The 14496-nt window shown below is 60.5% G+C and carries 13 protein-coding genes and 1 pseudogene; 10 read left to right on the forward strand and 4 right to left on the reverse strand.

Annotated features, from left to right (window positions below):
• Positions 1–234: 234 nt before the first annotated feature.
• The gene (locus tag BM317_RS05030; protein ID WP_092473320.1) at positions 235–498 is read left to right on the forward strand and encodes an Lpp/OprI family alanine-zipper lipoprotein; all 264 of its coding nucleotides are present in this window, start codon (positions 235–237) and stop codon (positions 496–498) included.
• Between the two features lie 78 nt (positions 499–576).
• Here the strand turns inward: BM317_RS05030 and BM317_RS05035 are convergent, their stop codons facing one another.
• Entirely contained in the window at positions 577–1920 is a 1344-nt protein-coding gene (locus BM317_RS05035; RefSeq protein WP_092473322.1) for an OprD family porin, read from the reverse strand.
• A gap of 308 nt (positions 1921–2228) precedes the next feature.
• Between BM317_RS05035 and BM317_RS05040 the strand changes: the two genes are divergently transcribed.
• The 8 genes and pseudogenes from BM317_RS05040 to BM317_RS05070 all read left to right on the forward strand — a co-directional run bounded on the left by BM317_RS05040 (position 2229) and on the right by BM317_RS05070 (position 9649).
• A complete protein-coding gene (locus BM317_RS05040; protein ID WP_092165213.1) occupies positions 2229–2960 on the forward strand; it encodes a GntR family transcriptional regulator in 732 nt (243 codons plus the stop codon).
• A 122-nt stretch (positions 2961–3082) separates the two neighbouring features.
• Positions 3083–4372: an MFS transporter gene (locus tag BM317_RS05045; protein WP_092165215.1), complete on the forward strand. Its 1290-nt coding sequence runs from the start codon at positions 3083–3085 to the stop codon at positions 4370–4372.
• Between the two features lie 28 nt (positions 4373–4400).
• Positions 4401–5231, forward strand: a complete 831-nt coding sequence (locus BM317_RS05050) for an amidohydrolase family protein (protein ID WP_092165217.1) — start codon at positions 4401–4403, stop codon at positions 5229–5231.
• Positions 5232–5340: 109 nt separating this feature from the next.
• Positions 5341–7524 carry a PAS domain-containing sensor histidine kinase gene (locus tag BM317_RS05055; protein ID WP_092473324.1) on the forward strand — a complete coding sequence of 728 codons (2184 nt, stop codon included), beginning with the start codon at positions 5341–5343 and terminating at the stop codon, positions 7522–7524.
• The gene (locus tag BM317_RS05060; RefSeq protein ID WP_092165220.1) at positions 7521–7922 is read left to right on the forward strand and encodes a response regulator; all 402 of its coding nucleotides are present in this window, start codon (positions 7521–7523) and stop codon (positions 7920–7922) included. The genes BM317_RS05055 and BM317_RS05060 overlap by 4 nt, the downstream gene beginning before the upstream one ends.
• 257 nt (positions 7923–8179) lie before the next feature.
• The gene (locus BM317_RS05065; RefSeq protein WP_092473326.1) at positions 8180–8623 is read left to right on the forward strand and encodes an HIT family protein; all 444 of its coding nucleotides are present in this window, start codon (positions 8180–8182) and stop codon (positions 8621–8623) included.
• A gap of 58 nt (positions 8624–8681) precedes the next feature.
• Positions 8682–8820: pseudogene (locus BM317_RS30980) on the forward strand (PLP-dependent transferase); the annotation flags it as partial.
• A 310-nt stretch (positions 8821–9130) separates the two neighbouring features.
• Positions 9131–9649: a hypothetical protein gene (locus tag BM317_RS05070; RefSeq protein ID WP_092165224.1), complete on the forward strand. Its 519-nt coding sequence runs from the start codon at positions 9131–9133 to the stop codon at positions 9647–9649.
• Between the two features lie 33 nt (positions 9650–9682).
• On the opposite strand, the gene BM317_RS05075 is transcribed toward BM317_RS05070, so the two are convergent.
• Both BM317_RS05075 and BM317_RS05080 read right to left on the reverse strand, forming a co-directional pair.
• On the reverse strand, positions 9683–11542 hold the full coding sequence (locus tag BM317_RS05075; RefSeq protein ID WP_092473328.1) for an ABC transporter ATP-binding protein: 1860 nt from the start codon (positions 11540–11542) through the stop codon (positions 9683–9685).
• Between the two features lie 141 nt (positions 11543–11683).
• On the reverse strand, positions 11684–12568 hold the full coding sequence (locus BM317_RS05080) for a LysR family transcriptional regulator (RefSeq protein ID WP_060741897.1): 885 nt from the start codon (positions 12566–12568) through the stop codon (positions 11684–11686).
• A 113-nt stretch (positions 12569–12681) separates the two neighbouring features.
• Here BM317_RS05080 and argC point away from each other — a divergent pair, with 113 nt between their 5' ends.
• On the forward strand, positions 12682–13605 hold the full coding sequence (gene argC, locus BM317_RS05085) for an N-acetyl-gamma-glutamyl-phosphate reductase (protein ID WP_092473330.1): 924 nt from the start codon (positions 12682–12684) through the stop codon (positions 13603–13605).
• Positions 13606–13610: 5 nt separating this feature from the next.
• Here the strand turns inward: argC and BM317_RS05090 are convergent, their stop codons facing one another.
• A complete protein-coding gene (locus tag BM317_RS05090; RefSeq protein ID WP_092165230.1) occupies positions 13611–14426 on the reverse strand; it encodes a response regulator transcription factor in 816 nt (271 codons plus the stop codon).
• Positions 14427–14496: the final 70 nt, after the last annotated feature.

Below are 14496 nucleotides of genomic sequence, written 5' to 3' on the forward strand. Positions count from 1 at the left end.
GACGAACAGGCCGCGCATAAATGGTCGGGGAGATCGCCGGCTCCCTGGTTTGCTTTTTCTACGCCTGAGGGCTGCAAAGACATTGAGCTAAATCAACTCGGTTCAAGTGAGCCACGGTGTGGGCGTCGGACGAGCCATGCAGTTGACAAAGATCAGAGTGGGCAGAGGGTGTTGCCAGATACTCGAGCCAGTTGCTAGCCGTTTTTCCTGCTGCGTTTAACCGAGGAAATAACCATGGCTTTGAATAGATACTTACCTGTCGTATTAATGAGCATTTTTCTAGCAACCGCTGCCGGGTGCTGTAATAAGCTCGCCCAAGAAGTGGATGCCCGACTGGAGTCGGCGGAGAATAACGCTGCAACGGCAAGGCTCAGGGCGGATGAGGCCTACAGGAAGGCTGAGCAGGCCGAGACAATGTCCGAGCAGGCCCAACGTACCGCTGAAGAGGCGAGCATCCGTGCCACTCGGATGACCGACGATAAGGCCTCGCGCAAGTAATCAGCGGATACATGGGGCATGGGCAACAGGCGGGCGCTGCGCGTGTTCGTCCACCTTCGGTTTCCTGACGCGCGAGGGTCAGAACGGCCCCAGCTTGAGTGGGTACTGGATGACGATATACAGCCGATTGATGTCATCGCCGCCCTGGCTGCTGTTGGCGCGATGGATGACGTGGGACAGTTGCAACGACAGGTCCTTGGCCGGGCCTGACTGCACGATGTAGTGCAGGTCCAGGTCGCGCTCCCAATGGCGTCCGCCAGCGCCTTGTTGCGGACTGTAAGTGCCGGTGTCGCTATCGAACGGGTTGTAGGCGCCGCCTTGGGGGGCATGGCTGCCGTCGATCCCACGTCCAGTCACATAGCGGGCCATGAAGCTCAGGCCGGGGATGCCCAAGGTGCCCAGGTCGAGGTCGTAGCGCGCTTGCCACGAGCGCTCGCCGGGGCCGTTGAAGTCGGCATATTTGATCGAGTTGGCCAGGTAGATGGAGTCGCCGCCGACGAAATCGAAGGGCGTGTCGCCGTTGATTTTCTGATAGGCCAGGGTGAACGCCTGGGCATTGAACCGGTACTTGCCGCTCAGGCTATAGGCTGTGGTGTCGATGGCCCCGGCAATGGCCTTGCCATCGTCGCGGGTGTGATACAGGTTGCCGTCAAGGAACAGTTCGCCAACGGTGGCATGCAGGTTGGCATAGTACTGGCGCCAGGTATCGCTCAGTTCGGAGGCGTAGAGCGCACCGCCCAGGGCTTGGCCGGTGAACAGGTCGGCGCCGATGAAGTCGATGACGCCGTGGCGCGTCGTCGCCCCATACCCGGAAAAATCACCCTTGCTGGTCGAGGCGTCCTGATTCTTGAACGCACTGAAGTGACCCGCCTGCAGGTCGACCCCTTCGAACTCGCGGCTGGAGAGCAGCAGGCCGCTGGCGTATTCGGGTTGCAGGCGCTTGTCTGCGGTATCGAATACCGGGCTCTGCACAGTCATTTCGCCGACCGCCAGGGTGGTGCGTGAGGCGTTGAATTTCAGCGCGCCACCCGCACTGGAGTAATGCTCCTCGCTTCGCCCGTTCTCATCCAGCGGCAATAATCCCGTTCCGGAATGCCCCTTGCCGCCGTCCAGTTTCAACCCCAGGAACCCGTGGGCATCGATGCCTACGCCGATCGTGCCGGGGGTGAAACCGGACTCGAACGAGGCGATGAAGCCCTGGGCCCACTCCTGTTTGTAGCTTTTGCCTGCCGGGGTCGGGGCGCGATAGTCATTGTTGAGGTAGAAGTTGCGGCTTAGGACTTGCAGCGTCGCCCCGTCGAGAAAGCCAGGCGTGCTGTGCGCGAGCTCCGCTGCCATCGCCGGTGCGGTGCTGCTTGTGAGCAGGGCAAGCAGCCAGAGCGGCTTCAGGGCGGTAGTTGAGTGGTGGGGTGCAGGCAACATGCTTCATTCCATGTGAGATTGGGCGAGCGAAGGGGCGGTACTACGCGCAGCCAGTGGGAAATGTCCGGCGCACCGCAGGGTGGGCGGACAACTTTGCGCTTGAGAAACCTGGTCTGGGCAGAGGGCTTCATTCTTGGACGTGGGGCGCGAGCGTGCGAGTTAAACGTTGTTAATTGCGGGCGGCTGCGTCATTGGATTCACCATTCGTCAACGAGACACCCAGGCACTTCTTGACAGCCATCGAGCCTGGGTAAATACTCGCCGCTCATATTCATATATATGACTAGATAACAAGGTGAATAAGGTCAATGAGCTCTCTCTCCAGCGATGTCCGTCTGCCGCTTTACCAACGTCTGCGTGACCAATTGGCTGAGCAGATCGCCAATAACCGCTGGCGCCCGGGGGAGGCGATTCCGACCGAGGCCGCCCTTTCAGCGGAGTACCAGTTGTCGACCGGAACAGTGCGTAAGGCTATCGATGCACTGGTCAGCGAGGGCATCCTGGAGCGTCAGCAAGGCCGAGGCACCTTCATTCGCCGGCCGCAGTTTCAATCGTCGTTGTTCCGTTTCTTCCGTTTTCAAAGCGCTTCTGGTGAACGCCGGGTCCCCGAGAGTCGGATCTTGTCCGTGGAACCGGTGGCCGCGCCGTCGGCGGTGGCCCAGGCGCTGGGGTTGCCGGTGGATGCGCCGGTGATTCGTCTGGTGCGGGTGCGTCTGCTGGAAGTGGAGCCGGTGCTCGCCGAAGAAATCTGGTTGCCCCGTAGCCGCTTCCAAGCCTTGCTCGACATCGACCTGAGGCAAAAGGGCCCGTTGCTTTACCCCATTTATGAAGAGGTTTGCGGCCAGGTTGTCGCCTATGCCGAAGAAACCCTCACCGCCGAATCGGTGAATGAGGTGCACGCAAGATTGCTACAGGTGCCGGTCAACAGCCCGGTGGTGGTGATCGAGCGCCTGGCACGGGACTACGCCGGCAATCCCCTGGAGTGGCGACGCTCTCGCGGGCATGCCGAGCACTTCCGCTACCGCGTGGAAATTCGCTGACCCGACCCGGCTGGCGGCGAGTCGATCGCCGCTGTCCTTACCGTTTTGTTTGTCATGACTGGCCCTGTAGCGGCGCGGTTCGCTCTCGGCTGCCTTTCGTTCCACTTACAAGGATAAGAATCATGTTCAGTTGGTATCGCCAAGTCACTGCGCGGGAGCGCAAAACGTTTTGGGCCTGTTTCGGCGGATGGTCGCTCGACGCCTTGGAAGTACAGATGTTCGGCCTGGCGATACCGGCATTGATCGCCGCGTTCGCCCTGACCAAGGGCGATGCCGGGTTGGTCAGCGGCGTGACCCTGGTCACTTCGGCCATTGGCGGCTGGGTCGGCGGGACGCTGTCGGATCGCTACGGTCGGGTGCGCACGCTGCAATGGATGATCTTGTGGTTTTCGTTCTTCACCTTCCTGTCGGCGTTCGTCACTGGCTTCCACCAGCTGTTGATCGTCAAGGCGCTGCAAGGCTTCGGAATTGGCGGGGAATGGGCCGCCGGCGCGGTATTGATGGCCGAGACCATCAATCCAAAGTACCGCGGCAAGGTCATGGGCACGGTGCAAAGCGCCTGGGCGGTGGGTTGGGGGCTGGCGGTCGGCGTCTTTACCTTGATCTATTCCCTCGTGCCGCAGGACATGGCCTGGCGGGTGATGTTCGTCGTGGGCCTGCTGCCGTCGTTCCTGATCATCTGGGTGCGGCGCAACGTTGAAGAGCCCGACAGTTTCCAGCGCCTGAAAAAAGACAACGTCATCCCGCAAAGTTTCTTCAAATCCCTGGCCGGTATCTTTCGCCCCGAGTTGATCCGCGTGACCTTGTTTGGCGGGTTGCTGGGGCTCGGGGCACACGGTGGTTACCACGCCGTGATGACTTGGCTGCCGACCTTCCTCAAGACCGAGCGCAACCTGTCGGTGCTCAACTCCGGCGGCTACCTGGCGGTGATCATCTTCGCCTTCTGGTGCGGCTGCGTAGTCAGTGGCCTGTTGATCGATCGCATTGGCCGTCGGAAAAACATCGTGTTGTTCGCGCTGTGCTGCGTGGTCACCGTGCAGTGTTATGTGTTCCTGCCGTTGACCAACACCCAGATGCTGTTCCTGGGGTTCCCGCTCGGCTTCTTCGCGGCCGGTATTCCGGCGAGCCTCGGGGCGTTTTTCAACGAGTTGTACCCGGCGGATGTGCGCGGCGCCGGCGTTGGGTTCTGCTACAACTTTGGCCGGGTGCTCTCGGCGATGTTCCCGTTTCTGGTCGGCCACATGAGCGACTCCATGTCCTTGGGCTCGGCCATTGGCATCGACGCCGGGATCGCCTACGGCGTGGCGGTGATCGCGGCGCTGTGCCTGCCGGAAACCCGCGGCCGCAGCCTGGAAGCCACTGCGGCATCGGCGCCTGTGGTTGAGCGTGACAGCCAGAGCGCCCGGGCCTGATTTCCCTTATTGTCGATAGATGAGACCCATGGTTGATACCTGTACCAAACCGATGACCGGCATTGACTGCCACGCCCACGTGTTCAGTCGTGAGCTGGAACTGGCCGCTGTCCGGCGCTACACACCCGACTATGACGCCACGCTCGCTCAATACCTGGGCCACTTGCACGCCCATGGCTTGAGCCATGGCGTGTTGGTGCAGCCGAGCTTTCTCGGCACCGATAACCGCTACCTGCTGGCCGCACTACGGCAAGCGCCGGAGCAGTTGCGCGGGGTCGTGGTGGTGGAGCGAGACATCAGCCGCGCCGCGTTGGACGACATGGCCCGGTTGGGGGTGGTCGGTGTGCGCTTGAACCTGATGGGCAAAGCCTTGCCTGATTTTCGTGACGCCGCCTGGCACGGCTTGTTGGGCCACATCGCGGAACTGGATTGGCATGTGGAGTTGCACGCCAACCTGGTGGACTTGCCGGGGTTGATGGCTCAGCTGTTGCCATGGGGCATCAAGTTGGTGGTCGATCATTTCGGCCGCCCGGATGCGTGTTCGGGGCTGGATCAACCAGGCTTTGCCCAATTGATGGCGCTGGGGCAGGGCGGGCAGGTGTGGATGAAGGTTTCCGGCATCTATCGATTGGGCGCAACGGCCCCGCGCAACCTTGAATTCGCCCGCGCCTCGTTGACGTTGCTGGAACGCAGTTTTGGCTCCGAACGCCTGGTGTGGGGCAGCGATTGGCCGCACACTCAGCATGAAAAACATGTCGGCTTCGAGACGGTCATGGCGCAGTTACGCGCGTTGGAATGTTCGGCGTCGCAGATGCATGCGTTAATGGTCCAGGCACCCCAGGCGCTCTTCAAGTTTTGAGGCGCGAGGCTGTGACGTCGAGTTTTCCTGAACTCGCCCGATGAATAGGGATCTAGACTCCATTGATGCCCCTGCGAAAGGTTTCAGCCAGGCGGTTTGAGGATGACAGATGTCGAACATTGAAGAGCTGCCCACGCAAACACCTGCGCCGAGCGAATACGAAAGCTTGATCGCAATGGGGACGAGCGCGCTTGATGCGATTCCCGGTGCGGTGTACCTCTGCGATCACCGGGGCTGGCTCGTGCGGTACAACAGCGAGGCGGCCGAGCTGTGGGGACGGGCGCCAGCACTCGGAGAGCACGGCGACCGCTTTTGCGGCGCCTATCGATTGTTCCAGACCGATGGCACGCCGCTGGCATTCGAACACTTCCCGACGGCCTTGGCGCTCAATACAGGCATTGCGCCACGCAACCAGGAAGTGATCGTTCAACGCCCGGATGGCTCGCGGTTCGTGGCGCTGATGAACATCCGTGTCCTCAGGGATCGGTGGGGCGACATTCAAGGGGTGATCAACTGCTTCCAGGATGTGTCGGCGCACCATGCCATGGCCGAGGAGCTTCGGCGCAAGAGTGCCGACCTGGAAGACTTTTTCGAAAACAGCGCCGTGGGCCTGCATATCGTCAGTGGCGAGGGCATCATCCTGCGCGCCAACAAGGCGGAGCTGGCGCTGCTGGGCTATCCGGCAGAGGAATACATCGGTCGGCACATCACCGAGTTTCATGTCGATGAACCGGTTATCGACGATATCCTCACCAAGCTGGGCAGTGGCGACTGCCTGGAGAGTTATCCGGCGCGCCTGAGGGCGAAAGACGGCTCGATCAAGCATGTCACCATCACTTCGAACGGGCGCTTCGAGGACGGAAAGCTTTTCAACACCCGTTGCTTCACGATTGACAGGAGCTGCGTCCATGCGGCCGAGGCGGCGCGCCAGGACAGCGATGACCGGCTTTCGGCGACCTACGAGGCGGTGACCATCGGGATTTCCGAGGCCGATATCGACGGTCGCTTGCTCCGGGTGAACGATGCCCTGTGCAACATGCTCGGCCGGTCGCGGGAGGAACTCCTGTCGATGACGTTCCTGGACTACACCCACCCGGACTGCATCGCCCAGGATGCGGGGTTGTACACCCGCCAGGTGGCCGGTGAGCTGGATAACTACGTGCTGCGCAAGCGCGCCCTGAAGCCCGATGGCGAGGTGGTCTACCTCGACATTCACAGCTCGTCGGTGAGGGACGCCAACGGTACGTTCCGTTATGGCGTGCGGGTGCTGCAGGACGTCACGCTGGCACGGCGGATGGAAAACCAGGTCCGCGAAAGCGAACGGCACATGCGCAATCTGCTCGAGGCATTGCCTGCCGCGGTGTATACCACCGATGCCGAAGGTCGCATCACGTTCTTCAATCGCGCCGCTGTGGAACTGTCGGGGCGCACCCCGCAGTTGGGCGACATGTGGTGTGTGACCTGGAAGTTGTTCAATACGGACGGAACCGCGCTTCCCCACGATCAATGCCCGATGGCGATGGCGCTGAAGGAAAACCGGCCGATACGCGGCGTCGAGGCCATCGCAGAGCGGCCGGATGGCAGCCATGTACCGTTCACGCCGTTCCCCACACCTTTGCATGACGCCGATGGAAACCTGGTGGGCGCCATCAACATGCTGGTCGATATTTCCGAACGAAAACAGGCGGAGAACCGCCAGAAAACGCTGATCGATGAGCTCAATCACCGGGTCAAGAACACCCTGGCCACGGTGCAATCGCTGGCGGCCCAGACCGCGCGCAATGCCGAGGATGCGAAGGACGGCTACAGGCGTTTCGAGGCCAGGCTGTTGGCGTTGTCCCGTGCACACGATCTGTTGACCAAGCGCCATTGGGGGCAGACGCCACTCGATACCCTGGCCCATGAAGTGCTGCTGCCGGTCTTTGGGCATGAGCCAGGCCGTGTCGTGATCGAGGGCGCTTGTGTGGACATCGGCACCCGCGTGGCGCTGAACCTGACGATGACCCTCAATGAATTGGCGATCAACGCGCTCAAGTACGGGGCCATGTCGGTGGAGACGGGGACGCTTGCCGTCACCTGGCAGCTGCAGACCCAAGCGGACGGAACATGGCTGACCCTCGACTGGCAGGAGCGTGGAGGGCCGCTGGTATCCCCGCCGGAGCGGGAAGGACTGGGTTCGCGCCTGATGAAGCGCTGTATCGAGCGCGACCTGGGTGGCACGTTTGACCTCACCTATGCCCCACAGGGCGTTTGCTGTCGCTTTTCGTTCCCGATTGGAGCGGACGGGGCATGAGCCCATTGGCTGGGACCCGGGTGCTGGTCGTCGAAGACGAAGGCGCGATCGCCCTATTGATCGAGGAAATGCTGGAAGAATTCGGATGCGAAGTGGTGGCCTCGGTCGCCCGGCTCGCTGCTGCGTGTGAAATCGCCCGCTCGGTGCAGGTGGACCTGGCGATCCTGGACGTCAACCTGGCCGGCGAATATGTCTTTCCCGTGGCCGACATTCTTCGCGAGCGCCAAATCCCCTTTCTGTTCAGCACCGGATACGGCGCCAGCGGGCTGCCGGCCGAGTACGCCGCGCGGTCGGTTCTGCACAAGCCGTTTTCGGAAAGTGAATTGCAGCGGAAAATTGCCGTTACGCTGAAGGAGGCCGGCGAAAGTGACCCGGCAACCAGCCCTGACGCCCACTGACCCACCGCCATCGCGAGCAAGCTCGCTCCCACAATGGCCGGCGGCGAACCGTGATTGAGTGCCCCCCACAAGTCCCCTGTGGGAGCGAGCTTGCTCGCGATAGCGGTCCGGCTCCAGCACCGATACCAACGGATACGACACCCTCCCCAGCAAGCCCAGCCCTGGCGTTCAAGCAGGCCTTTACGAGACGTTGCCGCCGGACTGTGCTAAATCTCTTACCGGCAACCCACCTCTCCACACCCCTTCAAGGAGTGAACATGAGTCTCCACGGTCATTACGATCCGCAGAACATCTTTGCGCTGATCCTTCGCGGCGATGCGCCGTGCTACAAGATTTACGAAGACGCCGATGTGCTGGCCTTCCTGGATATCTTTCCTCAATCGCGCGGCCATGTCCTGGTCATCCCCAAAGCCTCCCAAGCGCGCAACATCCTCGAAGTCGAGCCCGCTGTCCTGGGCGCGATGATGTCTGCCGTACAGCGCCTGACGCGCATCATCGTGGACGAGTTGCAGCCGGACGGGGTCCAGGTTGCGCAGTTCAATGGCGCTGTGGCCGGGCAGACGGTCTTTCACATTCACATGCACATCATTCCTCGCTGGGAAGGTGAGGAGCCGGGTGTGCATGGCCGGGGCAAGGCTGATCCCGAGGAGCTGGAAAAACTCCAGGCTCGCCTGGTCGAGCGCATTCGCTCAGTGGCCTGACGCCGGACAAGATCCTGCGACGGGGGCACGGGTCGTATCAGTTCCCGTGCCCCTGAGCGACCTGCCCGGACGGTTGCAGGCCAACACCAAAATGATCTACACCGAAGTGCCCGGTTCCTTGTTGTACGAACTCTGCGACTTGCCGGCCATCGCTGCGCTGCAAGCCGCGCGGCATCTTGCTGGCAGTGGACAATACTGGGGTTGGAGGATGTCGAGGTGTTGATCGATGACTTGAAGCATCCAACATCGATTGCGAACTGACCCACCGCTTTCGCGAGCAAGCCCGCTCCCACAAGGGGCCTGCATAGGTTTCAAGTACCGTGCAGCACCACAAATCCACTGTGGGAGCGAGCTTGCTCGCGATGGGGGCAGTACATACTGACCCACCGCTTTGGCGAGCAAGGTTGTGCACCCCGCCACAAAACCTATCGACACTGGGCTACCAAATCCCTTGCCAACCGCTACCATTGCGCGCAGACCTCCCGACGCCCCTGGACATTCACTTTCATGAAATTGCGCCTGCTGACCGCTGCCTTGTTTTTCACCTGCACCCTGACTCACGCCGCTGAATCGAAACCCGTTCCGAAAGCCCTGGAGGCACAGATCGGGCACTTGGTGGCGCTCATCAAGGACAGCTATGCCACCGGCTACCCGGAAGCGACGCTGGTGCAGACGCTGGACACTGGCGAGGACAGCCAGGTCACCCTCGCGGTTTTCACCATCGAGGGTTTTGGTATGGGCAACAACTACAGCCAATACCTGGCGGCCTTTACGCCCGAAGAAAACGAAGAAGGTGTGCCGCACTACAGCCTGTTGGACGTGATGCGCATCGGGGGCGACAGCTGGCGTGCCATCGACAAACTGGATGCCAGGCTGGTCAGCGACCCGACGGGTGAGCAGACCCTGATCGACATTCCCGTGATGGAGAATACCGATGACGACGCGCCGAACTTCCCGAGCAGGGCTGCGGTGATTCACCTATCGCTGGAGGGGGCACAGTCACTGCGATTGGTTGAGAAAAGGTAGGTCGCGTTGCCCCCCCCCCCGGGCCATCCACGCTCATACCTGATCCATCGCCTCGCCCACCCACCGGTCCTCCCCCAGGAACCCGCCACTCTGATGGTGCCACAGCCGCGCATAGATGCCGTTCTTGGCGAGCAATTCGCTGTGGGTGCCCTGTTCGATGATGCGTCCATCATCCATGACAATCAGTCGATCCATCGCCGCAATCGTGGACAGCCGATGGGCGATGGCGATGACGGTTTTGCCCTGCATCATTTCATCGAGGCTTTCCTGGATGGCCACTTCGACTTCCGAATCCAGCGCGCTGGTCGCCTCGTCGAGGAGCAGGATCGGTGCGTTCTTGAGCATTACTCGGGCAATCGCGATGCGCTGGCGCTGGCCGCCCGACAGCTTGATGCCGCGCTCGCCGACCAAGGTGTCGTAGCCGGTGTGGCCCTGGCGGTCGTTCAGTTGGCTGATGAACTCATCGGCCTGAGCATTGGCCGCGGCACGGCGGATTTGTGCGTCGCTCGCATCGGGGCGGCCATAGGCGATGTTGTCGCGAATGGAGCGGTGCAGCAGGGACGTATCCTGGGTGACCATGCCGATGGCGCTGCGCAGGCTGTCTTGTGTCACGTGCGCTATGTCTTGCCCGTCAATGCGGATCTGCCCGCTGTCGACATCATAGAAGCGCAGCAGCAAGTTGATGAGCGTGGATTTGCCCGCGCCGGAGCGGCCCACCAGGCCGATTTTCTCGCCCGGGCGGATGTTCAGGCTCAAGCCATTGAGCACCTGGCGTTCGCCGTTGTAGTTGAAGCTCACATTGTCGAAGGTGACCGCTCCGCCGGAGGTCACCAGCACTCCCGCGTCCGGCGCATCCTGCACCTTGGGGCCTCGGGTAAGGGTGGCCATGCCATCCTGCACAGTGCCGATGCTCTCGAACAACGAGGTCATTTGCCACATGATCCAGTGCGACATGCCGTTGATACGCAAAGCCATGGCGGTGATCGCCGCCACGGCACCGGCGCCGACGTCGCCCTGGTGCCACAGCCAGAGGGCATAACCGCCTGCCGCCATGATCAAGCCCACCACCAGCGCCTGGTTGACGATCTCGAATTGGCTGACCAGGCGCATCTGGCGAAAGCCGGTCTGTTTGAAGTCCTCCATGGCCGCGCGCGCGAAGTGCGCTTCACGATTGGAGTGGGAGAACAGCTTCACGGTCGTGATGTTGGTGTAGGCGTCCGAGATACGTCCGGTCATCGAAGAGCGCGCATTGGCCTGTTCCTGTCCGACTTTCCCCAGGCGGGGCACGAAGTAGAGCATGGCCAGGCCGAACAGCACGATCCAGGCCACGAAAGGCAGCATCAGCTTCAGGGCGAAGCCACCGGCCAATGCGATGATCGCGATGAAATACACGCCGATTCCGGGGGCGATCTCGATCAGGGTGAACAGCACGTCACGCACGGCCAGCGCAGTCTGCATCACCTTGGTGGTGACCCGGCCAGAGAACTCGTCGGAAAAAAACGACAGGCTTTGCCGCAGCATCAGGCGGTGAAAGTCCCAACGCAGCCGCAACGGCAGATTGATCGCCAATACCTGGTGCTGCACCATGGTACGCAACGCTACCAGCCCGATGCTGGCCAGCATGACGAGGCCCATGCCCCACAGCACGCGACTTTCCTGCGCCGCCGCCTCACCGCCGGCCTGCCAGGTCGAGAGCAGGTCTACGACCTGGCCGAGGAAGGAAAACAGCCAGGCTTCATAGATCGACACACCAGCGCTGAGCAGCGCAAACGCGAGGATATAACCGCGGGCGCCCCGTGTGCAGGCCCAGAGAAACCGAGCCAGGCCTTCGGGCGGTGGCGGTACCTCGTCGGGTGGGAAGGGGTCGAGCCTTTGTTCAAATACGCGAAGCATGGGGGTCTCCGAAACGATCGATTGGGGATTCTGTCACTAAAGGCTGCTTTGAGGGTTATGTGGCACCACGACCACCGGTGGCATTGGCACTCTCAGGTAGTCTCTTTGGCGACGGCAAAGTTCGAAGCATTTGGGGGGGCATCACTGCGCACTCAACTCCCACAACACATCCAGTACATGTTGCGTAGGCCGCTCGATGTCCAGACTGCGGTGGGCGATACCCAGTTGACGCCACAACAAGGGCTTTAATGGCCGCATGACGATCCGGGTATCGGGCAATGGCGTGGAGGCCTCATGGGGCAACAACGTTGCACCATATCCCGCTGCCACCAGGCTTTTGATCGCATCGTTGTAGTTCAGTTGGATGCGCGGCACAGGCTGTCGGCCGTCACTGGCGAACCACTCCGACGTCAAGCGCGAAAGGCGAGTGGTGGTGTCATTCAAAATCAACGGCTGGGCGGACAGCCAACCGGGTGTCACGGTATCCGGGCATTCCCAGCGAGCCGGCAAGAAGGCCATGACCGGGTCCCGTCGCCACGGCTCGATCCGCAGGCCCTTCACCGGCGACTGCGGCAGCGCGACCAGACCGATCTCCAAGGAGCCCTCGGCAAGCTTCTTCAAGGTTTCCTGGGAGGTGAGCACCGCGACCTGCACATCGATCGCGGGGTGGCGTTGGCTCAACGTGTCCAAAGCGTTCGGCAGCAATTGTGCGATGGCTCCGGTGGAGGCGCCAAGCCGCACACGTCCGGCCAAGCCCTGTACCTGACGCTCCACGTCCTCGAGCGCCTGCTCCGCATCCGCCAACAGGCGCCGCGCGCGCTCCACCAGGGTATTTCCTATCGCTGAAGGCTGAACGCGCCCACGTGTGCGCGACAAGAGCTTGCCCCCCACCCGCGACTCCAGGTCGGCGATATGCAGGCTGACAGTGGGGGGCGCAAGGTGCAGCACACGCGCGGCTTCGGCAAACGATCCCAGGTCGGCAATCGCCACCAACGTACGCAGCCGGTCCAGGCTGATTTCCCGCATAGTGAACCCTTGTTCAGAAAAACTGAATTTCAGCGTTAATAAATTCAACTTTTCCTATCTTAGCGCCTCGCTGAAGATTGGAACTCCTGATTTTCAATGTTCGAGAGCATGCCATGGCAAGTTCCCTTGTATTCATCGATGGCGACCAAGGCACCACCGGGTTGCAAATCCATCAACGCCTGCGCGACCGGAGCGATCTGCGGCTGCTCACCCTCAGCGCCGACTATCGCAAGGATCCGCAACGCCGCGCTGAAGCCATCAACGACTGCGACATCGCAATTCTTTGCCTGCCCGACGCGGCTGCGCGCGACGCGGTAGCGAGCATCAAAAACTCCGCTGTACGGGTGGTCGATGCAAGTTCGGCGCACCGTACCCATCCAGACTGGGTCTACGGTTTCGCGCAGATGAACTCGCAGCAGGCCGGACGAATCGCCACGGCGCGGCGGGTCAGCAATCCTGGTTGCTATCCCACGGGAGCGATAGGGCTGCTACGCCCACTGCTGGAGGCTGGGCTACTGCCCACGGACTACCCGATGAATATTTACGCCGTGTCGGGCTATTCCGGAAAAGGGCGGGCCGGCGTACAAGAATATGAGGGGGAGGGCGTATCGCCGGTGTTTCAGGTCTATGGGCTGGGGCTGGCACACAAGCATATTCCGGAGATTCAGCAGCAAAGCGGTCTGACGCAACGGCCGATGTTTGTGCCGGCCTATGGTGCTTTTCGGCAAGGGATCGTGCTGACCATACCTGTGCAAACCCGCTTGTTGGCGCCTGGCGTGAGCGCGGTGCAGTTGCATGCGTGTCTGACCCGGCACTACGCCGATGCGCGCCATGTACACGTGATGTCGATGCAGAAGGCTAAAGAGTTGACGGCCCTTGATCCCCAAGCGCTTAACGGGACAGATGATTTGCGCTTGTCGGTGTTCGAGAACGATGAGACCGGGCAGGTTTTGCTGGCTGCGGTGTTTGATAACCTTGGGAAGGGCGCCGCTGGCGCGGCGGTACAGAATCTGGACCTGATGCTTGCAGGCGCATGACCGCGTCAATCAGCGTGCTGGCCCGCCTTCAATGGGGGAGCGGAAATATTCTGTTTGGGCATGAAAAATCGCGCAAAGAGTTCAGATTGTGACTTGATGTTTAATTTTGCATAAATGTTGCGGCGGTGAACCTTTACGGTCTCTGCCGAAAGGGACAGTTTTCCGGCTATTTCTTTATTGGAGAAACCGCTGAGTAATAAACGGAGTACGTCACTTTCGCGTGCGGTAATTTGTGTGCCAAGTTGATTGACCGTTTCTGGCCACAGCGGCGGCTCAGTCAGCGTTTTTTCTACATCAGTTTCAAAGCCCATGCGCTGATGCATCAAGGCAGTCACCCAGGGTTTGATAATATCAAGGATGGTTATTTGCTCTTGGCTAAAACGGACTTTGCTGCCGATGGACATGCATAACGTTCGGTCGGGGTCGAGTTGGACATTGTACTGTGCCTCATCCATGGAGATGTATTGGGCAAAATATTGATGGTAATACTCGGTTTCAAGAAAGTATTCCGGTGCAATATCCAGTAGATGGAAGAAGCCACTTTGTGGGTTTTCCCGATTAGCTATATAAAACGGATCCAGCAAGTAAAGACCTTTCACATAGCGATGAGTGAATGCGTCGACTTCTTCCGCATCGGCTACCTCAGGAAGGCTGACGACCTGCACGTGTTGATTGCTGAAAATCAATACAACCCAATTATCGATCTGCACATATTCATTTAATGTGCGAACCAGTGAACTCCAGAAATCTGGACGATTCAGCTGCATGATCAGTTTCCCAATCGATCGATGCCAAGCCAGGCTATGGAGGTCAAACGACATTTTCTACCCCTTTAGGGTTAGGGATTCGCAGGTCAAAGGTAAGTATTCGTAGGTATTTACTATTCGGGAA

This window comes from Pseudomonas sp. NFACC24-1 (assembly GCF_900115235.1).
In the GTDB taxonomy this organism is placed as follows: Bacteria; Pseudomonadota; Gammaproteobacteria; order Pseudomonadales; family Pseudomonadaceae; genus Aquipseudomonas; species Aquipseudomonas fluorescens_AA.